The organism is Aureimonas sp. AU22 (assembly GCF_001463745.1).
Lineage (GTDB): Bacteria > Pseudomonadota > Alphaproteobacteria > Rhizobiales > Rhizobiaceae > Aureimonas.
Genome location: NZ_BBWJ01000056.1, coordinates 49,304 through 69,113, shown reverse-complemented (window position 1 = coordinate 69,113; position 19,810 = coordinate 49,304). Strand labels below are relative to the sequence as shown.

General features: G+C 70.5%; 19 protein-coding genes and 1 riboswitch. Of the genes, 9 read left to right on the top strand and 10 right to left on the bottom strand.

Annotated features, from left to right (window positions below; translation table 11 throughout):
* Window positions 1-180 precede the first annotated feature (180 nt).
* The 5 genes from AUL34_RS20505 to AUL34_RS20485 all read right to left on the bottom strand — a co-directional run bounded on the left by AUL34_RS20505 (window position 181) and on the right by AUL34_RS20485 (window position 5,407).
* Window positions 181-723, bottom strand: coding sequence for a hypothetical protein (locus tag AUL34_RS20505; protein WP_156421034.1), 543 nt, complete (start codon window positions 721-723; stop codon window positions 181-183).
* A gap of 328 nt (window positions 724-1,051) precedes the next feature.
* Window positions 1,052-1,894 (bottom strand): N-acyl homoserine lactonase family protein, encoded by an 843-nt coding sequence (locus AUL34_RS20500; RefSeq protein WP_061938230.1) that lies wholly within the window; start codon window positions 1,892-1,894, stop codon window positions 1,052-1,054.
* Window positions 1,895-1,899: 5 nt separating this feature from the next.
* On the bottom strand, window positions 1,900-2,895 hold the full coding sequence (locus AUL34_RS20495; RefSeq protein ID WP_061938226.1) for an ABC transporter permease: 996 nt from the start codon (window positions 2,893-2,895) through the stop codon (window positions 1,900-1,902).
* Window positions 2,892-4,463 (bottom strand): sugar ABC transporter ATP-binding protein, encoded by a 1,572-nt coding sequence (locus tag AUL34_RS20490; protein ID WP_061938223.1) that lies wholly within the window; start codon window positions 4,461-4,463, stop codon window positions 2,892-2,894. Before AUL34_RS20490 ends, AUL34_RS20495 begins: the two co-directional genes overlap by 4 nt.
* The gene (locus tag AUL34_RS20485) at window positions 4,463-5,407 is read right to left on the bottom strand and encodes a substrate-binding domain-containing protein (protein ID WP_061938221.1); all 945 of its coding nucleotides are present in this window, start codon (window positions 5,405-5,407) and stop codon (window positions 4,463-4,465) included. Before AUL34_RS20485 ends, AUL34_RS20490 begins: the two co-directional genes overlap by 1 nt.
* Before the next feature lie 189 nt (window positions 5,408-5,596).
* Between AUL34_RS20485 and AUL34_RS20480 the strand changes: the two genes are divergently transcribed.
* Window positions 5,597-6,619 carry a LacI family DNA-binding transcriptional regulator gene (locus AUL34_RS20480; protein ID WP_061938218.1) on the top strand — a complete coding sequence of 341 codons (1,023 nt, stop codon included), beginning with the start codon at window positions 5,597-5,599 and terminating at the stop codon, window positions 6,617-6,619.
* A 97-nt stretch (window positions 6,620-6,716) separates the two neighbouring features.
* Here AUL34_RS20480 and AUL34_RS22460 read toward each other — a convergent pair whose 3' ends face one another.
* Both AUL34_RS22460 and AUL34_RS20475 read right to left on the bottom strand, forming a co-directional pair.
* Window positions 6,717-6,878 carry a hypothetical protein gene (locus AUL34_RS22460; protein ID WP_156421033.1) on the bottom strand — a complete coding sequence of 54 codons (162 nt, stop codon included), beginning with the start codon at window positions 6,876-6,878 and terminating at the stop codon, window positions 6,717-6,719.
* Between the two features lie 145 nt (window positions 6,879-7,023).
* The gene (locus AUL34_RS20475) at window positions 7,024-8,154 is read right to left on the bottom strand and encodes an L-dopachrome tautomerase-related protein (protein ID WP_061938215.1); all 1,131 of its coding nucleotides are present in this window, start codon (window positions 8,152-8,154) and stop codon (window positions 7,024-7,026) included.
* Window positions 8,155-8,318: 164 nt separating this feature from the next.
* Window positions 8,319-8,595: riboswitch (cobalamin riboswitch) on the top strand.
* Between the two features lie 203 nt (window positions 8,596-8,798).
* On the opposite strand from AUL34_RS20475, the gene AUL34_RS20470 reads away from it, so the two are divergent.
* From AUL34_RS20470 to AUL34_RS20460, 3 genes are read left to right on the top strand one after another with little or no spacing between them, the layout of a single operon-like run.
* Complete coding sequence (locus AUL34_RS20470; RefSeq protein ID WP_082653545.1) at window positions 8,799-9,818, top strand: ABC transporter substrate-binding protein; 1,020 nt, start codon at window positions 8,799-8,801, stop codon at window positions 9,816-9,818.
* Window positions 9,815-10,861, top strand: coding sequence for an iron ABC transporter permease (locus AUL34_RS20465; RefSeq protein WP_061938212.1), 1,047 nt, complete (start codon window positions 9,815-9,817; stop codon window positions 10,859-10,861). The genes AUL34_RS20470 and AUL34_RS20465 overlap by 4 nt, the downstream gene beginning before the upstream one ends.
* On the top strand, window positions 10,858-11,646 hold the full coding sequence (locus AUL34_RS20460; protein WP_061938209.1) for an ABC transporter ATP-binding protein: 789 nt from the start codon (window positions 10,858-10,860) through the stop codon (window positions 11,644-11,646). The genes AUL34_RS20465 and AUL34_RS20460 overlap by 4 nt, the downstream gene beginning before the upstream one ends.
* Here AUL34_RS20460 and AUL34_RS20455 read toward each other — a convergent pair.
* Both AUL34_RS20455 and AUL34_RS20450 read right to left on the bottom strand, forming a co-directional pair.
* A complete protein-coding gene (locus AUL34_RS20455; protein WP_061938206.1) occupies window positions 11,597-12,979 on the bottom strand; it encodes a HAMP domain-containing sensor histidine kinase in 1,383 nt (460 codons plus the stop codon). The genes AUL34_RS20460 and AUL34_RS20455 overlap by 50 nt on opposite strands.
* The gene (locus AUL34_RS20450) at window positions 12,966-13,646 is read right to left on the bottom strand and encodes a response regulator transcription factor (RefSeq protein ID WP_061938203.1); all 681 of its coding nucleotides are present in this window, start codon (window positions 13,644-13,646) and stop codon (window positions 12,966-12,968) included. Before AUL34_RS20450 ends, AUL34_RS20455 begins: the two co-directional genes overlap by 14 nt.
* A gap of 158 nt (window positions 13,647-13,804) precedes the next feature.
* Between AUL34_RS20450 and AUL34_RS20445 the strand changes: the two genes are divergently transcribed.
* The 4 genes from AUL34_RS20445 (at window position 13,805) to AUL34_RS20430 (ending at window position 18,129) form a co-directional block, all read left to right on the top strand.
* Window positions 13,805-15,457: a phosphoethanolamine transferase gene (locus AUL34_RS20445; RefSeq protein ID WP_061938199.1), complete on the top strand. Its 1,653-nt coding sequence runs from the start codon at window positions 13,805-13,807 to the stop codon at window positions 15,455-15,457.
* Window positions 15,454-15,846 carry a diacylglycerol kinase gene (locus AUL34_RS20440; RefSeq protein ID WP_061938196.1) on the top strand — a complete coding sequence of 131 codons (393 nt, stop codon included), beginning with the start codon at window positions 15,454-15,456 and terminating at the stop codon, window positions 15,844-15,846. Before AUL34_RS20445 ends, AUL34_RS20440 begins: the two co-directional genes overlap by 4 nt.
* 76 nt (window positions 15,847-15,922) lie before the next feature.
* On the top strand, window positions 15,923-16,906 hold the full coding sequence (locus AUL34_RS20435) for an SMP-30/gluconolactonase/LRE family protein (RefSeq protein ID WP_061938193.1): 984 nt from the start codon (window positions 15,923-15,925) through the stop codon (window positions 16,904-16,906).
* Window positions 16,907-16,932: 26 nt separating this feature from the next.
* Complete coding sequence (locus AUL34_RS20430; RefSeq protein ID WP_061938190.1) at window positions 16,933-18,129, top strand: SMP-30/gluconolactonase/LRE family protein; 1,197 nt, start codon at window positions 16,933-16,935, stop codon at window positions 18,127-18,129.
* Window positions 18,130-18,142: 13 nt separating this feature from the next.
* Here AUL34_RS20430 and AUL34_RS20425 read toward each other — a convergent pair whose 3' ends face one another.
* The gene (locus tag AUL34_RS20425) at window positions 18,143-18,574 is read right to left on the bottom strand and encodes an Lrp/AsnC family transcriptional regulator (protein ID WP_061938187.1); all 432 of its coding nucleotides are present in this window, start codon (window positions 18,572-18,574) and stop codon (window positions 18,143-18,145) included.
* A 131-nt stretch (window positions 18,575-18,705) separates the two neighbouring features.
* Here AUL34_RS20425 and AUL34_RS20420 point away from each other — a divergent pair, with 131 nt between their 5' ends.
* A complete protein-coding gene (locus AUL34_RS20420; protein WP_061938184.1) occupies window positions 18,706-19,809 on the top strand; it encodes a saccharopine dehydrogenase family protein in 1,104 nt (367 codons plus the stop codon).
* Window position 19,810 lies beyond the last annotated feature (1 nt).

Genomic DNA, 19,810 nt, shown 5'->3' with positions numbered 1-19,810 from the left:
GGCCCCGGCGACACGCCGCGGCAAAACCGCGGACCGAGGCGAGGGGCGGACCACCAGCATGGCGAAACCGTGCTGATGGTCGCCCGCTGGCGCCGTCGCTTCACGTCGGACGGCTGCATGGGCCCACGGCGGACACGACGGGCGGGCACCGGGCGATCGCTCGCGATGGCGCGAGGGTCCTTAACCCTTCGCCTTGCCGCGTAGCGTGTCCCATATCGTCCGCCAGCGAGGGCGCGTTCGCACGGGCGGAGGCAACGAGGCCGGATCGTGGTGCAAAGGGTAGTCCGCGAAGAACACGGGCAAGCTGGACGGCCCACCCCGTTTGGCGCGGCCGATCGCCTCCCTCAGCCAACCCGCATAGGCCTCGTCGCGACCGCTCCCCTGCTGCACGATCCGGGGAAACCGCTCCTCGAACAAGGCAGCCAGTTCCTCGGCCGTGCGGCCGGGTGCGTCCGACCAACCGAAGTATCGGTCGAGGGAGCCCGTCGAATAGGATGCGACGTCCCCGCTCGATGCGTGATCGATGATCCGGAGCCCGTCGTCGCTCATGTTGCCGGCATGGGTGATCGCACAGCGCCAGTGCACGCCGCTCGGGGCCATCCCCGAGGAGAAGCGGACGCGCTGGTATCCGCTCCGATGCAATGCCTGGACGACGCGCAGGAGCCCCAGCGCGGCCTGATGTGCCGGGTGGGAGGACGGTCGGGGAGCGGCCGGATCGGACATGGCACCTTTCTGCGAGAAGGTTCGGCGACCCCGTCCGGGTTTCCCCACGCGGCGTCCGGCGTCGCGTTCGCAGCGGGATCGCCGGCTGGATCGTGGGGGACAAGCCGCGCCGGCGTCCAGTCCGGCGTTCCGGAACCGCCGATCCGCGTATCGCAAGCCGACGCGCCTCCCACGTTCGCGCGCGGCCTTGGTCTGGAGCTTGCAAGAGTGCTGGGCGGTGTCGTGGCGCCGTGCGCCGGCAGGAGCGGCGCCTGGCTTTGCTGAAGCGGTCACTCTTCGGAACGACCGACCGGGGTTCCTGCGCGACGGGGCCGGGGGCCGCTGGCCTTCAGGACGCCTTCACGATGCGAAAGCCCTCGATCTCCTCGACCACCGGCAGGTTCGGCCAGCGCTGCATGTCGTGCAGGATCACGAGGCGGCCGAGGTCGCCGGCGATCTCGCGGTTGATGCGGTCGAAGGTCTTGAGCTGGTCCCAGACGCTGCCCGTCGCATTGGCGAGCGGAACATAGACGCCGTCGTGGTTGTGGCCGCAGATGTTGCGCTGGGAGTAGACGCAGTCGCCCGAGATCACCAGCCGCCCGCGCGCCGTCTCGACGATCGCGAACTGCTGGCCGACCGTGTGGCCGGCGCCGAGCCGGAGGTGCAGGCCGGGCAGGAGGTCGTCGACGTCGCCTTCCACGAGATTCAGGCGATGCTCGAGCGAGGCGTCGAAAGCGTGGCGCAGGTCGTCGGGGTTGATGATCTCGGTGAGGTAGCCGAACTGGCGCGGCAGGGCGAGCGCCTCGATCCAGGACAGGAGCTCGGACTTCTGGATGTGGAGCCGCGCTGTCGGAAACTCGTGGATCGAGCCCATGTGGTCGAAATGGGCGTGGCTGAGGACGATGTCGGTGACGTCCCCGGGCGCGACGCCGAGCGCCGCCAGCATGCGCAGCGGCGAGATCCAGAACGGCACGCCGAACTTCGTGCTCATGGCCTCGCCCGAACCCTCCTTCATGAAGCCGGTATCGACCAGCACCACATGGGATCCGCTGCGGGCGAGCACGAAGGAGAAGGGCACGTCCACCGTGCCCTCGTCATAGGCACCGTGCACGAGGCCGGCCACGAGCTGGTCTTTCGAGCGGGCGAACTCGATGACGTGGACGTCCCAGTTCGGCTGATCGGTTTCGGGCATGGGGGTCAGCTTTCCGCGATCGAGCGGCCGAGGCTGGAAAGCCCGACGGCCAGGATGAGAATGGCGCCCTGCAGCACGTATTGCGAGAAGGTGGGCGCCCCGAAGATGTTGAGGCCGTTGAAGCCGAAGGCGATGATCAGCGCGCCGATCAGGGTGCCGAGGATGTGGAATTCGCCGTCCCGCAGCGTGGCCGAGCCGAGGAACACGGCGGCGAACGCGGTGAGGAGATAGCTGTCGGCCGCGCTCGCCGTGCCGCTGCCGAGGCGCGAGGCGAGGAGGATCCCGGTCAGCGCGGCGCAGACGCCCGAGATCACGAAGCCGAGGATCTTGATGCGGTCGACGTCGATGCCGGCCAGCCGCGCCGCGGCCGGATTGCCGCCCACCGCCTGGATCTCCTGGCCGAGCGCCGATCGCTCCACCAGCACCCACAACCCGCCGACCACGAGCGCCATGATGACGATGTTGTTGGGAATGCCGAAGAGCCAGCGGCCCAGCGACAGCTGGAGAAAGGCTTCCGGGACACCCGAGACGATGGGCACGCCGGCGGAATAGGCGAAGGCGAGGCCGGTCAGGATCGTGCCGACGCCGAGCGTCGCGATCACCGAGTTGACCTTGATCTTGGTGACGATCAGCCCGTTGACGAGGCCGATCAGGGCGCCCGCGCAAAGGACGATGAGGATTGCGAGCGGGATCGGCAGCCCGTTGGAGACGATGAGGCCGGTGACGAGGATGCCGTGCAGGCTCGCCGCGAAGCCGACGGACAGGTCGAGTTCCCCGACCACCACCGCGAGCGTCAGCCCGGCGGCGATGATCATGGTGAGCGAGGCCTGGTTGAGGACGTTGGTGAAGTTGTTGAGGGTCGGAAAGGCGCGCGGGGAGAGGACCGCGAAGGCGGCGATCATGGCGAGGAGGCCGATGATGGTCGCGTAGCGCGCGAAGATGCCGAGCGCGGTCTTCGCCTTCGGGGACAGGCGGCGGGGGGAGACGCTGGCGTTGGTCATGGTCTCGGGTCTCCGGCGTTGCGCCCTTCGGCGTAGCTCGCCTCGATGATGGCGTTGCGGGTGAGGGCGGATCCCGTCAGTTCGCGCACGATCCGGCCTTCCGCCATGACCAGCACCCGGTCGCAGAGGTCCGGCAGTTCGTCCGGCTCGGACGAGACGACGAGCACTGCCATGCCCTGGCGCGCGAGGTCGCGGATCAGGCGATGGATCTCGCCACGGGCGCCGATGTCGACGCCGCGCGTCGGCTCGTCGAGGATCAGGATCTTGGGCCTGCGCAGCAGCCAGCGACCGATCACGACCTTCTGCTGGTTGCCGCCGCTGAGGCGGCCGACGGGGACGTGCCTGTCCGGCGTCCGGATCGCGAGGTCGCGGATCATCTCGTTGGACAGCGTACGCTGCCGGCCGGCGCTGACGAGCGGCAGGAGGTTGCCCGAGACGATCCGCGACAGGCTGGAGAGGTGGAGGTTGAAGGCGACGCTCTTCGTCAGCACCAGGCCCTCGCTGCGCCGTTCCTCCGGCACGAGGCCGAACCCGGCCTTCACGGCGTCCGTCGGGCGGCGAGGCGCGAACGGGCGGCCCTCGAGGCGCATCGTGCCGGCGTCCGGGCGGTCGGCGCCGTAGACGAGGCGCACGAGTTCGGTTCGCCCGGCGCCGACGAGGCCGCCGATGCCCAGCACCTCGCCGCGATGAAGCGCGAGGCTGACGTCGCGCACGCGTGGGCTCCGCGTCAGTCCCGATACCGCGAGGACGACCTCGTCGCTCTGAGCGTTGCCCACCGGTTTCTCGAGATGCTCGACGGCGCCGCCGACGATCGCTTCCACGAGGCTTGACCGCGTGAGGTCGGCACCCTGCAGCGTCGCCACCGACCGCCCGTCGCGAAACGCGGTGACGCGTTGGCAGAGGCGCAGGATCTCGTCGAGGCGGTGCGAGACGTAGAGCACCGCGACGCCCGAGCGCGACAGGTCCTCGACGATGCGCAGCAGCGTCTCTGCCTCGGTCGCCGAGAGCGAGGCGGTCGGCTCGTCCATGACGATGAGCCGGGCCTTACGCACCAGGGCGCGGCAGATGTTGATCAGCCACTTCTCGGCGACCGACAGGCCCTTGACGCCCGAGAAGAGCGGGGCAGCGAGGCCGACGCGCCGGGCCACCGGCTCGACCTCGCGGGCGATCGCGCGCCAGTCCACCATGCCGAAGCGCCGGCGTTTGGGCAGTCCCAGCATGATGTTCTGGAGAACCGTCATGCCGGGCACGAAGGCGAGTTCCTGATGGATGAACGTCATGCCGAGATCGGCCGCGCGCTGGGGCGCGGAGATCGCCACAAGCTCGCCGTCGACCGCGATCCGTCCCCGGTCGGGCTGCGTCAGCCCCGCCAGGATGCGGATCAGGGTCGACTTGCCCGCCCCGTTCGCCCCCACGAGCCCATGCACTTCGCCCGGCCGCACGGCGAGCGAAACACCCTTGAGCGCCTGGACGCCGCCATAGGACTTGGCGATGTCCTCGGCCACGAGAAGGAGCGCGGCGTCGGGAACGGCCATGCTCTCGGCCGGGCTCGGCGCGGCCTGCAGCATCACTTGCCGAGCGCCTCGGGATGCTGCTTCACGAAGTCGGCGACGGTGTCCTGCGTCACCAGGATGGCGGGCACCTCGGCGGCCCGCGGCGTCCAGTCGGCACCGGCCTTCCGGATCTCGTCCAGCATCTCCACCATGCGCTGGCCCTCGGTGTAGCTGTCCTCCCAGGCGGTCGCGGTCATGTGGCCGTTCTGGACGTTCTCGATCGCCTGGGCGTTGCCGTTGACGCCATAGACCTTCACGTCGTCGCGGCCCTGCTGGCGCAGTGCGCCGATCGCGCCGATCGCCGGATCGTCCCAGCAGCCCCAGATCGCGAGGTTGCCGTCGCCGGCCGGGTGGGAGGCGAGCCAGGCGTTGGCGTACTGCGCGCCGTCCTCGAAGTAGCCGGGGATGCGCACCTCGTTCTTGGTGACGGTGATGCCGGGGCTCGCCTTCAGCATCTCGTCGAGAAGGACCTCGCGGTTCCGGCAGACCTCGCCGGTGCGATAGGTCAGGGCGAGAAGGCTCCCCTGGCCGCCGAGATCGGCGATCATCTTCTCGATCACCGGCTGCGCGATCGGCGCGCCCGATCCGTTGGTTGCCGCGACCGAGGAGCCGAGGCCTCCGCCCCATGTCACGACGGGAATGCCGGCGTCCTTGGCCGCGGCAAGGCCCGCGCCGATCGAGGAATAGGGGAAGACCATGTCGATGATCGCCCCGGCGCCCCGACCGGCGAAATTCTGGATCGCCGAATTGGCCTGGTCGGCGCTGCCAGCGGCGTCGATCACCGATACGGTCCAGCCCGCCTTTTCGGCGGCGGCCGTCGCGCCGGCGATGTAGCGGACGTTGTTGGCTTCGGTGGCGGAGATCGAGACGATCCCCAGAAGCGGCTTGTCCTGCGCGCCGGCGGGGGCGAGCGTCGCGGCAAGGCCGGCTAAGGCCAGGGCGATCGTTGAAGCGTTCATCGGTTCCCTCCCACGGTTGCTTTGAGCTCCCGTCACCCTCCCGGCGAACAAGAGCGAACCGTTTTGCCAGTCTGTGCCGAACGCCGGCAGGATTGCAAGTGGCGTTGACGTTCAATCGCCGCCGCGTCACGGTATGGGAATGCAGAAGCGCTCCGGCGCATCGCTGAAACGGTTAGCTGCGGGGCGGGTTTGGCCACCATACGGGATGTCGCGAAGGCGGCGGGGGTTTCCACCGCCACGGTGTCGGCGGTGGTCAACGACACCGCCTATGTCAGCCCGTCGCTGCGGGCCCGGGTGCTGGCCGCGGTGCGCGATCTCGACTATGCGCCCTCGTCCGCCGCGCGCAACCTGAAGCGCGGTCGCAGCCAGCTGATCGCGCTGGCCGTATCGGACCTCACCAATCCGTTCTTCGCCCGCATCGTCTGCGCCGCCGAAGCGGCGGTGGCCGACTGGGGCTACTCGCTGGTGCTCTTCAACAGCGACGAGAAACCCGAGAACGAGCGGCGGATCCTCGCCCGGGTGCGCGCCCTGTCGTGCGACGGGCTGATGCTGGTTCCGATCGATGCCAGCCTGCGCCTCGACGGCCGCGAGGGCGAGGGCGGGCGGATCCCGACCGTCCTGTTCGGACGGCGCGTCGCGGACGATCGCTGCGACACCGTCACGATCGACAATGTCTCGGCCGCCCGGCAGGTCGCGAACTACCTCCTGGACCTCGGTCATCGCCGCATCGCGACGATCACCGGGCCGCTTCACCTGACGACGGGACGGGGACGCCTCGACGGCCTCCTGGAGGGAATGGCGGCGCGCGGCCTCGAGCCGGAGCCCTCGCACATCCGCAACGGCGCGTTTCGAGAGGACGTGGCCTATTCCGTGGCCCGCGAACTCCTGACGAGCGCCCATCGTCCCACCGCGATCTACGTCGCCAACGGCGTCATGGCGCTCGGCGTCATGCGGGCGCTCGCCGACCTCGGACTGTCGTGCCCGAACGACGTGTCGATCGCCTCCACCGATACCATTCCGGGCATCGGCGGCCTGCGCCCGCGCCTGACGCGAACCGAGCATCCGATCGCGGACATGACCAACGAGGCGCTGCGGCTGCTCGTCGACCGGATCGAGCGGGGTCCCGAGGCCGCTCCGCGCAACGTCGTCTTCCAGCCCGCCTTGATCCTCGGCGACAGCTGCGGGCCGGTGCGCCGGACCGCGGCCGCCTGAGGGTCGAACCGGCGGCCGGGGACGAGGGCCGCGCTGTTCACAGCCGTGCGCGTGGCGGGCGCCATGGACTGGCGCCCGCCCGTTCGATGGCGAGGCTCTAGCTCGCCGACCGGCGTAACCCGTATTCCGCTTCCGTGGCCGCCTGGTCGAACCCGTCCATCCACCGAGCCCAGTCCTCGGAATTGATGTCGTACGGGTTGTCGTGCCGGGCCTTGCCCTCGGTGTATGCCTTCCTGCCTTCGTCGTAGTGGTGTGACATGACGCGTCTCCGGACGTCCCCCGCGTCAATATGCGCACCCCTTGCGACCGATTGATGGCAGGCTACAGGATCGACATCGCATCCGGCGCCACGACCTTTCGGTGCCGCCTCGCACGAGGCATCGTCCGCGGCCGTCTGCGTCCGGTCAGCGAACGATGCGCCAGAGCTGCGTCGCGAGCGCGGCCGGCGCGTCCGGCTTGAAGAAGGCGCTGTCCTGGATGCGCGAGGTCGTGACATAGACCGTGCCGTCCGGCCCTTCCGCCAACGTGTCGGGCCAGCGCAGGCGCTCGTCCTGGACGAGGACGCGCGCCTCGCCCGCCGCGCCGGCGGCGAGATCGCGGATCTTCACCGCGTCGTCCTGCGGCGCGGTCACGTACATGTCGCCGCTGTCGCGGCCGATGAGAAGCCCGTCCGCGACGCCGTTCTTCCCGTACGGCTCGACCTTGGCCGCCGGATCGGCACCGCCGCCGAGCGCCTCGACCAGCGCCGCCGTCTCGATCCGGTACAGGGTGTCGCCCTTGATGGCCTGCCAGTAGAGGTGCCGGCCGTCCTTCGTCAGGGCGATGCCGTCGGCCGAGAACTCGACGCCGCGCCCGTCGGGCCGCCGCAGCGGCGCCGCGTCCGCCTCCACCACGAGCCCCTTCTTCACCTGCGTCGACGGATCGCCGTCGAGCACGCGCCTGGCCTTGCCGGATTCGAGGTCGACCACCACCAGCGCCCCCTTCGCCCCGCTGTCGGTGATGAACGCATGGCGGCCGTCGGGCGAGAAGCGGACGTCGTTGAGATAGGACCCCTGGGGTGCCACCGTCTCGTCGAAGCGAACGGTCTTCGTGGCGGCGTTCGTCTTCAGGTCGATGCGCACAAGCTTGGGCGCGCCCGGCACGAGGAGGCTCTGCGCCGGCGCGCCGGCATCGAGCGCCCAGACGCTGCCCCGGCCGTCGGCGACGACGCTCTGCACGCAGACGAAGTGGTCGCCCGGCGAGAGCTCGTCCTTGCGCGCGTTGCGCCACGCGTTCCAGTCGTCGTTCGGATAGGCCTTGATCGAGCCGTCCTTGCCGACCTCCGCGACGGAAACGGGCGAGTCCTCCGTCCAGCGCGGGAAATTGACGAAGATGCGCCCGTCCTCGGACACGGTGACGCCCGTGACCTGGTGGGGGAAGTCGGCGACCTTCTCCACGCTCGCCGCACCGCCCTCGGCCTGCGAGACCGTGGGCGCGGCGAGGAGGGCGGAGGCGGACAGGGCGGTCGCGGCAAGAAGCGACAGGGTGCGGGTCATGGGGACTCCGGAGAATGGGCCGGGAGCCCCGGCCGTTGACGTCGATCCCCGGAACGACTGACCCGCAGAAACCGACCCCTTCGGCGGCTCAGCGACCCGGTTCTTTCGTGAGGTGGCTGACGACCGCCCCCTTCGGCTGAGCCGTTGACGCCGGGGCGCCACGACCGTAGACACGACCCGACGGTTTCCCCGAGACGACGAGTTCGGGGAATTAAAAGGGAACACGGTGAGGACGACCCAATCGGGGCCGAAACCGTGGCTGCCCCCGCAACTGTAAGCGGATGCCGATCATCCCCGCGCTGGTCCTCGGACGGGCGCGGCGGGCCGCCGGGTCGCCCCGGCGCCATGCCACTGCGAAGGCCCTCGGGCTGCGAGCGGGAAGGCAGATGATCGGTGCGACCTCCGTGAGCCAGGAGACCTGCCGTCAGCGATAGATCCACACGTTCGGGCGGGGATGCCCGGAAAGGATGCCCATGACGGCTCACCCTCGGCGCGTTGGCGCCCACACTCCCCCTTTCTGCTTCCGCCCGCGAGCGTCCGCGCGCCGCTGAGGCGCCGCGCTCCTCGATCCCATCAATAGGGCCGACCCAAGCCGCAGGCCGCGGCATGGCGAAGCCGCGCCCGTCCACACCCGGAACCCGTCCATGACATCCTTTCGCCGACCGGCCGCCCTCAGCCTCCTCGCCGTCATCCTCTCCACCGGCGCGGCCCTCGCCGCCCCGACGCAGTATCCGCTGGAGCTGGAGAACTGCGGCCGCACGCTCCGCTTCGAGAAGGCCCCTTCGCGCACCGTCTCGATCGGCCAGTCCACCACCGAGATCCTCTACCTGCTCGGCCTGTCGGAGAAGGTCGCGGGAACCGCTCTCTGGGTCGGTCCGGTGCTGCCGGGCTACGAGGCGGCGAACGCCGGGGTGAAGCGCCTCGCCGACAACGACCCGAGCTTCGAGAGCGTCGTCGCCGAGCGTCCCGACCTCGTGACCACGCAGTTCGAGTGGCAGGTGGGGCCGCAGGGCGTGGTCGCGACCCCGGAGCAGTTCGGTGAGCTCGGCATTCCGGTCTACACCTCGCCCGCCGACTGCAAAGGCAAGGACAACTCGGGCGGCGGCGACGGCACGCGCACGGCTAGGTTCACCATGGACCTCGTCTATCAGGAGGTCGAGGACCTCGCCCGCATCTTCGACGTCGGGGACGAGGGCGCGGCGCTGGTGGCCGACCTCAAGGCTCGCGAGACGGCGGCCAAGGCGAAGATCGCCGGGCTGAAGGAGGGCACCTCGGCGGTGTTCTGGTTCTCCTCGGCAGAAGGCGATATCGACCCCTATGTCGCCGGGCAGAGCGGCGCGCCGGGCTATATCCTGTCGCTGCTGGGGGTGCGAAACGTCATCGACAGCCAGGAGGAATGGCCGACGGTCGGCTGGGAGACGGTCGCGCGCGCGAACCCGACGGTGATCGTCGCCGGCAAAATGGACCGCCGCCGCTTTCCCGCCGACGACATCGCGGTGAAGCTCGAGTTCCTGCGCACCGACCCCGTCGCCAGCCTGATGCCCGCCGTGAAGGATGGCCGCGTCGTCGAGATGGACGCGCAGGCGATGAACCCGACGATCCGCACGGTCGACGGCATCGAGGTTCTAGCCGACGCGCTCGCAAAGGCCGGCCTCGCGCAGTGAGCCGGGCCACCGCCCATCCGGCACGCGCCGCCGGCTTCGCCATCGGCGCCCTCGCGCTCCTCCTCGCCGCCCTGGTGTTCGGAGCGGCGGTGGGGGAGACGCGCATCCCGTTCGACACGGTCGCGGCGACGATCGCCAACCGCATCTGGGGCGGAGGATACGCGCTCGATCCGATCGACGAGGGCATCGTCTGGAACTACCGCCTGTCGCGGGCGGTGGTGGCGGCCGCCTGCGGGGCGGCGCTCGCCGTGTCCGGTTCCGTCCTCCAGTCCCTCCTGCGCAACCCGCTCGCCGACCCCTATCTCCTCGGCATCTCGGCCGGGGCCTCGTCGGGCGCCGTGGCGGTCGCCATCCTCGGGCTCGGCGGCGGGCTCCTGTCCCTGCCGCTCGGCGCGCTCGCCGGGGCGCTCCTCGCCTTCGCGCTGGTCTCCGGCCTCGCCGTGCTGGCCGGGCGCGGGCCTGCGGCGATCATCCTCGCGGGCATCGCCGGCTCGCAGCTCTTCAACGCGCTGACCTCGCTCATCGTCACCAAGTCCGCCACCGCCGACCAGGCGCGGGGCATCATGTTCTGGCTGCTCGGCAACCTGTCGGGCGTGCGCTGGCCGGACGCGGCGCTCGCCGTTCCCGTGGCGCTGGCGGGCCTCGCCGTCTGTCTCCTCCACGCCCGCGCGCTCGACGCCTTCGCCTTCGGCACCGCCTCGGCCGCCACCCTCGGCATTCCCGTGCGCCGGGTGCGGGCGGTGCTGATCGGGGCAACCGCGCTGATGACGGCGGTCATGGTCTCGATCGTCGGCTCGGTCGGCTTTGTCGGTCTCGTGATCCCGCATGCCGCCCGCCTCGTCGTCGGCGTGCGCCACGGCGCGCTCCTGCCCGCCAGCGCCCTGATCGGCGCCCTCTTCATGATCGCCGCCGACGTCCTGTCGCGCACCGCCATCCCCGGCCAGGTCCTGCCGATCGGCGTGATGACGGCGCTCGTCGGCGCGCCGGCCTTCGCGCTGATCCTCATCCACCGTCCGGTGGCGAACGGGGCGGGCGGGCGATGAGGCTCGCGGCGAACGACCTGACGTTCCGCGCAGGCGGGCGTGCAATCGTCGACGGCGTGTCGCTGGAGGCGCGGCCCGGCGAGTTCCTGGCGCTCGTCGGCCCGAACGGATCGGGCAAGACGACGGTGATCGCGATGCTGGCGGGTCTGAAGCGCCCGCACGGCGGCGCGGTGACGCTGGACGGCCGGCCGCTGTCGGGGATGCATCGGCGGGACATCGCCCGCGTCCTCGCCCTCGTCGAGCAGCAGGCCGAGACGACGGAGCGGCTCACCGCGCGCCAGGCGGTGGAGCTCGGGCGCACGCCCCATCTCGGCGCACTGTCGCCCTGGGGGACACGCGACGACGCGATCGTCGCCGGGGCGCTCGAGGCCGTCGACATGGCGCCCTTCGCCGAACGGCTCTGGCATTCCCTGTCGGGCGGCGAGCGCCAGCGCCTTCACATCGCCCGGGCGCTCGCGCAGGAGCCGCAAGTGCTCGTCCTCGACGAGCCGACCAACCACCTAGACGTCGAGCACCAGTTCGGCCTCCTCGCGCTGGTGCGCCGGCGCGGCGGCACGGTGCTGGCCGCGCTCCACGACCTCAACCACGCCGCCATGTTCGCCGACCGGATCGCGGTGATGGAGGCCGGGCGCCTCGTCGCCGTGGGCGCGCCGACCGCGGTGCTGACGCCGGGCCTCATCGCGGAGGTGTTCAAGGTGGCGGCAGAGGTCGAGATCGGCGCCGACGCGCGTCCCTTCATCCGCTTCGCCCGGCCAGCGCTTCGGGCGGAAAGACGACCCGCATGACGAGGCCGGGGTCGGCACTGCCGACGTCGATCCGTGCCCCGTGCAGTTCGGCGATCGAGGCGACGAGCGCGAGGCCGAGCCCGTGGCCGGGCGTCGAGCGGCTGCGGTCGAGCCGGTAGAGCCGGCGGAAGATCCGGGTCCGCTCCGCTTCCGGCACACCCGGCCCGTTGTCGGCGACTTCGAGGAGCGCGCCCCCGGCCTCGCGCCGCGCGGCGAGCCGGATGCGGCCGGGCGCCGGCACATGGGTGATCGCGTTCTCCACGAGATTGGCGAGGAGCTGCGTCAGGAGGTCGGCGTCGCCGGTGATGGCAAGCCTCCGGTCGATCGCCGTCGACAGGTCGTGCCCGGCGTCGACGGCCACCTCGCCGTAGGCGTCGGCGACGCGCTCGCAGAGCTCCGACAGATCGATTGGGCGGAAGCGTGCCTTGCGTGCGCCCGCGTCGATCTGGGCGATGCGCAGAAGCGCGTTGAAGGTCTCGATGATCGCGTCGGTTTCGGCCACCGCCGCTTCCACGGCGCGCTCCAGTCCGGCCTTGTCGCGCGTGCGGCCGATCCCCTCCAGTCCCTGACGCAGCCGGGCGAGCGGCGTGCGCAGGTCGTGGGCGATGTCGGCCGAGACCTGGCGCAGGCTTTCCACCAGGGTCTCGATCCGGGCCAGCATCGCGTTGATGTCGGTGGCGAGGCGATCGAGCTCGTCGCCGCGGCCCGAAACGGGCAGGCGCAGGTCGAGGCGTCCCTCCACGATGGAGCGCGTGGTCGCGGCGATCGCGTCGACCCGCCGGCTCGGACCGAGCCCCACGACGATGCCCCCGACGAGCGCCAGCGCCACCGTCACCACGCAGCCCGACAGGATCGCCGACAGGAGGATCGACCGGATCACCTCCAGGATGTCGGAGCGCCGCGCGGCTAGAACCCGGTAGTCGCCGAGCGAGATCCCTTCGGCATAGAGCGTGTCGCCCCGCGCGCCCTCCATCGCCTCCGGTGCCGCGTGCGACAGGTGGGTGGCGCTGACCCCCGCGATCCAGGCCGACGTCGGCAGGTTGCCAGCGACACGCTCGCCGTTCGGGCCGAGCAGCAGGAAGAAGCGGTCCGCGGCCGCGCTGTCGACCCGCTCCTGCACCTCCTGGCGCAGGCCCCCTTCGCCGCCCTCCTTGAAGCCATGGGCGAAGAGCGCGAGGTCCTCGGCGATGGAGGCGCGCACGATGCCCTCCATCTGGCTGCTCGCCGCCACGTAGGTGACGGCCATGATCGCCACGGCCGACAGGCCGAACATCAGCCCGTAGCCGAGCGACAGGCGGAAGGAGATGGTCCGGAAGCGGTCAGGCAGGCGCATCGAGGAGATAGCCGGAGCCGCGCACCGTGCGGATCATTTCAGGGCCGAAAGGACGGTCCACCTTGGCGCGCAGGCGGCTGACATGGGTTTCGACGACGTTGGTCTTGGGGTCGAAATGGAATTCCCAGACCCGCTCCAGAAGCATGGTGCGCGTCAGCACCCGGCCCCGGTTGCGCATCATGTATTCGAGGAGCCGGAACTCGCGCGGCTGAAGCTCGATCGCCTGGCCCCCGCGCGAGACGGCGCGCGAGATGAGGTTCATCTCGAGGTCCCCGACGGTGAGCACCGTCTCCTCGCGCCGCTCGGGCGTCACGCGCCGGGCCAGCGCGTTGAGGCGTGCCATCAGCTCGGAAAAGGCGAAGGGCTTGAGGAGGTAGTCGTCGGCGCCCGCCTCCAGGCCCTCCACCCGGTCGTCGACCCCGCCGACCGCCGTCAGGAAGATCGCCGGCGTGCGCCGTCCGGCCGCGCGCAGGGCCTTCAGGAGGGACAGGCCGTCGAGATCGGGCAGCATCCGGTCGACCACGGCCGCGTCGTAGGGCCGGGTCAGCGCCAGCTCGAGGCCGAGCCCGCCTCGGGCCGCATGGTCCACCTCGTGCCCCTCCTCGCGTAAGCCGTTGCACACGTAGGCGGCGGTGGACGCGTCGTCCTCGACCAGCAGTACCTTCACGCGGCCTCCTCTTCTCGTCCCGCTTCTAGCGTGCTTTAGGGCACGCTTCACGCGCGCCGACCCCACTATACGAAAGCGTATAGTCCCGGCGACGTCGTGCCGGGGTGCTCCCGCTATGAGGGTCGAACGGACCATCGCCCCTCATCGGATCCCTCTCCATGCGACTTGCCAGACCCGCCATCGGCAGCCTGCCTCTCGTGGCGTTGAGCGCAGCCTACCTCGTGTTCGTGACCAACGGCACCTTCTGGCGCAAGGGCCTCCTCTACTTCGCCGACCATCCGCTGCACCTCGCGGCCCTCGGGCTCGGCCTGTTCCTGATCCTGTTCTCGGCATTGGCGGCCGTGTCGGTGCGCTATCTCGTCAAGCCGGTGGTGATCGCCTTCGTGCTCGTGTCGGCCGTCGCCTCCTACTATGTCGACAGCTACGGCATCCTCATCGATCGCACGATGATCGCCAATGTCGCACAGACGACCGGCGCCGAGGCGGGGCATCTCGTCACCGCCGGGTTCCTCACGCATCTCGCGCTCTTCGGGCTCCTGCCGGCCGCGCTGGTGATGCTCGTGCGGGTGCGCCATCGCCCGTTCTGGCGCAAGGTCCGCTGGAACGTCGCCGCGATCGTGCCGAGCCTCGGCGTGGCGCTCGCCATCACGCTCGCCTTCTACCCCAGCTACGCCTCGACCTTCCGCATGCACCGCGACCTGATGGCCAGCCTCAACCCGCTCGCGCCCGTGGTCGCCCTCGTCAAGTACGGCCAGCATTGGGACGGCGAGCGGACCTATGTGGTCGCCCCGCTCGGGACCGACGCCGTCGCCGGTCCCCGGCTCGCGGCCGCGCGCAAGCCTGTGGTGACCGTCCTCGTGGTCGGCGAGACCGCGCGCGCCCAGAACTTCTCCCTGAACGGCTACGACCGCGACACCAATCCCGAGCTTGCCGCGCGCGGCGTCGTATCCTTCACGGACGTGTCGAGCTGCGGCACCTCGACCGCCGTGTCGGTGCCCTGCATGTTCTCCAACCTTACCCGCGCCGGCCATTCCGACGAAAAGGCGCGCTCGGTCGAGAACGTCCTCGACGTCCTCGGGCATGGCGGCATCGACGTGCGCTGGATCGACAACGACACGGGCGCCTACCACGTGGCGGACCGCGTGCCCTACACGTTCCTGCCGGGTGGCGGCGACCCGCGCTTCTGCGAGGGCGGCGAGTGCCACGACGAGATCCTGACCGACCGGCTGGAGGCCGAACTGAAGACGATCACGAAGGACACGGTGATCGTTCTGCACCAGCTCGGCAGCCATGGGCCGACCTACTACCTGCGCTATCCCGCAGGCTTCGAGCGCTTCGCGCCGGCCTGCCGCACCGCCGAGTTCGCCGACTGCAAGCGTGAGGAGATCATCAACGCCTACGACAACACGATCCTCTACACCGACCATGTCCTGGCGCAGACGATCGACCGGCTGAAGGCGCGCACCGACTTCGACACCGCGATGCTCTACGTTTCGGACCATGGCGAGTCGCTCGGCGAGAACGGCATCTACCTGCATGCGATGCCCTATGTGTTCGCGCCCACGACGCAGACCCGCGTGCCGATGATCGCCTGGTTCTCCGACGGATTCGCCGGGGATATGGGCGTCGACACCGCCTGCCTTGCCGGTCGGCGCGACGCGCCGCTCTCGCACGACAACCTGTTCCACACGCTGATCGGCCTCCAGGATCTGCGCACGAAGGTCTACGACGCCGGCCTCGACGCCTTCGCGCCCTGCCGCGCCGCGCCGACGCCGGCTCAGGTTTCCGAGCTGGCGGGGGCGGGTCGATGAGCCTCGACCTACCCGTGCGCACCCTCGCGCCGGAAAAGCTGCGCGGGTTCGCCCATCTCTTCGCCTCGGTCCGCTATTCCTTCGCCGGCCTGACGCGTCTTCTCGGCGAGGCCGCGTTCCGGCACGAGATCGTGCTGGGCATCGTCCTGATCGGCACGCTGGCGGCGGCCGACGCGTCGACGCTCGCTCTCCTTGTCCAAGGCGGGCTTCTCCTGCTGCTGGCGGCGACGGAGGCGCTGAACACCGCGATCGAGCTGATCGTGGATCGCGTGTCTCCGGAAATTTCCGCCTTCGCGGGGCAGGCCAAGGACCTCGGCTCCTTTGCCGTGTTCTGCGTCCTCGTCCTCAATCTCGGCTTTGCCGCCGCCTGTCTCGCCTCGTTCGTCTGATCGCCGACCGACGAGGCCGGGATCGAATGCGCGGTCTCGTCGTTGCCCCGTTCGACGCGTGGTGGCGAGGTGGCGAATGCGGGATCCCGGGCGACGAGCCGTCCTGACGATGGGCGCGGCGGCGTTGACGCTGGCGACCTTCGGCCGCTCCGCCGCCTCCGCCCCGGTCGTCGCGGCGCGCGACCCCCGCTTCTACGCCGTGGCCGATCCGGGCGCGCGCCTCCGGGAAGTCTACCGCGACGGCCGCTGGTGCGAGGGCCCGTGCTGGGCGCCCGCACTCGGCGGCCTCGTGTTCAGCGACGTCCGGCGCAACCGCCTGTGCGTCCTGCGCGACGATGGCACCGCGGACCCGTTGCGCGATCCCTCCGACAACGCCAACGGCAACGTCCTCGATGCGCAGGGTCGGCTCGTCACCTGCGAGCACCGCACGCGCCGCGTGGTGCGACGGGAGGCGGACGGGAGCCTCGCGGTGCTCGCCGACCGGTTCGAGGACAAGCCGCTCAACGCCCCCAACGACGCCGCACTGGCGCCCGACGGCGCGATCTGGTTCACCGATCCGGTCTTCGGCATCCGCCAACCCGACGAAGGGCTCCAGGCCGAGCCGGAGCAGGCGGCGCGCCGCGTCTACCGCATCGACCCGACGGGCCGCCTCGACGCCATGGTGGACACGCTCGACCAGCCGAACGGCATTGCCTTCTCGCCGGACGGGCGCACGCTCTACGTCGCGGATGCCGGCGCCGGGCTGAACCCGGAAGGGCCCCGCGAGATCGTCGCCTTCCCGATCCAGGCGGACGGGCGTCCCGGCGAGGGATATCGCTTCGCCGAGCTGACGAGCGGCGTTCCCGACGGGCTCGCGATGGATACGACCGGCCGTCTCTACGCCGCCTGCGAGGACGGCGTGCGCGTCTACGACCCCGACGGAACATGGCTCGGCCGGATCGCGACGCCCGGCCCGGCTGCCAACGTCGCCTTCGGGGGGAAGGACGGGCGCCGTCTCTTCGTCGCCTCCGGCTCGTCCATCCACGCCATCGACCTCGAGGCACGAGGCCTCGGCCTCTGACGCCGTTCGTTCGAAAGGGACGCCGCATGACGATCGCCCGTCGCCGTCTTCTCGTCTCCGCCCTGGCCGGGGCGGCCGCCCTGCCGTTCGCCGGCCGGGCGTTGGCCGAGCGCTCGCCCGCTCCCGCCGCGTCCACGGGCGGGACGGCCACGGCCGCGCGCGAGGCCGGCGAGATGGAGCTCGCGATCCTCGCCGACGCGCCCTCGACGCCGACGGGCCTTGCGATCTCGCCCGCGGGCCGCGTCTTCGTGATGATGCCGCGCTTCACCGGCCGCGAGCCCTTCACGCTCGGCGAGGTGGCCCCCGACGGCTCGGTCGCGGCGTTTCCGGACGAGGCCGCCAACCGGCCCGACCCGGAGCGCCCGCAGGCGACGCTGTTCCACGTGCCGAACGGCGTCTTCGACGGCGAGGGCAAGCTCTGGCTCCTGGATGCCGGACTGCCCGAAGGGTCCGGTCCGCCCGTTCCGGGCGCCGCCAAGCTCGTTCAGATGGACATCGAGACCCGCGAGGTGCTGCGCGTCGTGCCGCTCGATCCCGGCGTCGAGCCGACCTCCTCGCTCAACGATCTGCGGGTCGACATCGCCGGCGGCCGGGCGCGCGCCTTCGTCACCGACCAGGGGCAGCGCGGGCAGGGGGCGATCCTTGCCGTCGATCTCGACAACGGGCGCGTGGTGCGTCGTCTCGGCCAGCATGCCTCGACCCGCTCGCAGAAGGGCGTACAGAAGTTCGTGGAACACTGCCCGGTGCTGCGAAACGCCGGCGAGGGCAAGCCGCAACCCGTCGAGGGCGGGGCGAACGGCATCGCGCTCGGCCCCGACGGCCGGCGCCTCTACTACGCGCCCCTGATGGGGCGGCGCCTCTACGGCGTCGACGCCGACAGTCTTCTCGACGCCGCGCAGTCCGACGCCATGGTGGCGGCCGGCGTCGAGGATCTCGGCGAGAAGGGGATGACGGGCGGGCTCGGCGCGGATGCGCAGGACCGTGTCTATCTCACGCTGCAGGAGCAGAACGCGGTGGGGCGCCGACTGCCGGACGGCACGGTGGAGGTGCTCGCCTCCGACCCGCGCCTCGTCTGGGCGGACACGATCGTGATCACCACGGAGCGCTGGCTCTACGTCTCGGCCGCGCAGGTCAATCGACGCCCCGAATACAACGGCGGCGAAGATCTCCAGAAGCCGCCCTACGCGATCCTGCGCATCCGCATCGACGCCGGTCCGGCCTGACGAGCCGGAACCTTCAGCGCGCGATGCGCGTCGAGAGGATGATCGAGGACTGGGTGCGCTCCACGCCATCGATCGCGCCGATCTCGTCGATCCGCCGGTCGAGCTCGGCGATCGAGGGCGAGGCCACCATGGCGATGAGGTCGAAGGCCCCGCTCACCGAGTGAAGCTCGGTGACGGCCTCGACCCGTCCGATCGCCGCCGTCACCTCAGTGAGCGACTTCGGCGCGATCGTCACGAGCACATGGGCGCGCACGAGGCTCGACGCATAGGCCTCCGACAGGCGCAGGCCGTAGCCGGCGATGACGCCGATCCGCTCCAGGCGCTCAAGCCGCGCCTGGGCGGTGGTGCGCGAGATGCCGAGGCGCTTGGCGAGCGTGGCGACAGGGGCCCGCGCGTTCTCGCCGAGCAGTGCCAGAAGCTCGCGGTCCTTGGCCGTCAGATCCATCGAAACCGGTCGCTTCGCATGAGTTCGTCGTCGATCTGTCTAGAATGCGCCGACGGATCGCGCAATCCGCAGCTTCTATCCGCCATGCCGGCCTTTACACTGCCTTGATGCGGAAACGGCTGGAGGACGGCATGAAGAGCGTTGTGGTGATCGGGGCGGGCAAGATCGGCGGCGCGATCGCGCTGATGCTGGCGGCGACGGGCGACTGGCAGGTCACGGTGGCCGACCGCAGCCCCGAGCAGCTGGCCAAGCTGGACAAGCATCCGGCGATCGACGGCCTGGCGCTCGACATCCTCAATCACGGCGAAGTGGTGGAGGCGCTCCGGGGACGCTTCGCGGTGCTCTCGGCCGCGCCCTTCCACCTGACGGGCCGGATCGCGCAAGCCGCGCGGGAGGCCGGCGTCCACTATCTCGACCTGACGGAAGACGTCGCGACGACGCGGATGGTGGAGACGCTGGCGGAGGGGGCGTCCAGCGCCTTCATCCCGCAATGCGGCCTCGCGCCCGGCTTCATCTCGATCGTCGCCAACGACCTCGCCGCCCGCTTCGACAGCCTGGACTCCGTGCGCATGCGCGTCGGCGCGCTGCCGCAGTATCCGTCGAACGCCTTGAACTACAACCTGACCTGGAGCACGGACGGGCTGATCAACGAGTATATCGAACCCTGCGAGGCGATCGTGGAGGGGCGGCTGATCAGCGTGCCGGCGATGGAGGAGCGCGAGGAGTTCTCGCTCGACGGCGTGACCTACGAGGCCTTCAACACGTCGGGCGGGCTCGGCACCTTGGCGAAGACGCTGGAAGGCCGCGTGCGAACCATGAACTACCGCACCATCCGCTATCCCGGCCACCAGGCGATCATCAAGGCGCTTCTCAACGACTTCAATCTGCGGAACCGGCGCGACGTCCTGAAGGACCTCTTCGAGAACGCGCTGCCGGCGACGATGCAGGACGTGGTGGTGGTGTTCGTCACGGTCTGCGGCTGGCGCGAGGGGCGCTATCTCCAGGAGACCTACGCCAATAAGATCTATGCCGGGGTCGTCGCCGGCCGGCGCATGAGCGCGATCCAGATCACGACGGCGGCCGGCATCACGGGCGTTCTCGATCTCCTCGCCGAGGGCAAGCTGCCGACGACAGGCTTCGTGCGGCAGGAGGAGATCGCGCTGTCCGACTTCCTCGCCAACCGCTTCGGCCGGGCCTACGACCCGGAGGCGGCGACCCTGCGCAAGGCCGGCTGAG

Coding starts and splice junctions, on each gene's coding strand:
- AUL34_RS20455 (WP_061938206.1), bottom strand. CDS start 12,979: ATGCGCCTGCCTGACCGCTTCCGGACCATCTCCTTCCGCCTGTCGCTC.
- AUL34_RS20435 (WP_061938193.1), top strand. CDS start 15,923: ATGCGGGATCCCGGGCGACGAGCCGTCCTGACGATGGGCGCGGCGGCG.
- AUL34_RS20440 (WP_061938196.1), top strand. CDS start 15,454: ATGAGCCTCGACCTACCCGTGCGCACCCTCGCGCCGGAAAAGCTGCGC.
- AUL34_RS20490 (WP_061938223.1), bottom strand. CDS start 4,463: ATGCTGCAGGCCGCGCCGAGCCCGGCCGAGAGCATGGCCGTTCCCGAC.
- AUL34_RS20495 (WP_061938226.1), bottom strand. CDS start 2,895: ATGACCAACGCCAGCGTCTCCCCCCGCCGCCTGTCCCCGAAGGCGAAG.
- AUL34_RS22460 (WP_156421033.1), bottom strand. CDS start 6,878: ATGTCACACCACTACGACGAAGGCAGGAAGGCATACACCGAGGGCAAG.
- AUL34_RS20475 (WP_061938215.1), bottom strand. CDS start 8,154: ATGACCCGCACCCTGTCGCTTCTTGCCGCGACCGCCCTGTCCGCCTCC.
- AUL34_RS20505 (WP_156421034.1), bottom strand. CDS start 723: ATGTCCGATCCGGCCGCTCCCCGACCGTCCTCCCACCCGGCACATCAG.
- AUL34_RS20500 (WP_061938230.1), bottom strand. CDS start 1,894: ATGCCCGAAACCGATCAGCCGAACTGGGACGTCCACGTCATCGAGTTC.
- AUL34_RS20420 (WP_061938184.1), top strand. CDS start 18,706: ATGAAGAGCGTTGTGGTGATCGGGGCGGGCAAGATCGGCGGCGCGATC.
- AUL34_RS20470 (WP_082653545.1), top strand. CDS start 8,799: ATGACATCCTTTCGCCGACCGGCCGCCCTCAGCCTCCTCGCCGTCATC.
- AUL34_RS20430 (WP_061938190.1), top strand. CDS start 16,933: ATGACGATCGCCCGTCGCCGTCTTCTCGTCTCCGCCCTGGCCGGGGCG.
- AUL34_RS20485 (WP_061938221.1), bottom strand. CDS start 5,407: ATGAACGCTTCAACGATCGCCCTGGCCTTAGCCGGCCTTGCCGCGACG.
- AUL34_RS20460 (WP_061938209.1), top strand. CDS start 10,858: ATGAGGCTCGCGGCGAACGACCTGACGTTCCGCGCAGGCGGGCGTGCA.
- AUL34_RS20445 (WP_061938199.1), top strand. CDS start 13,805: ATGCGACTTGCCAGACCCGCCATCGGCAGCCTGCCTCTCGTGGCGTTG.
- AUL34_RS20425 (WP_061938187.1), bottom strand. CDS start 18,574: ATGGATCTGACGGCCAAGGACCGCGAGCTTCTGGCACTGCTCGGCGAG.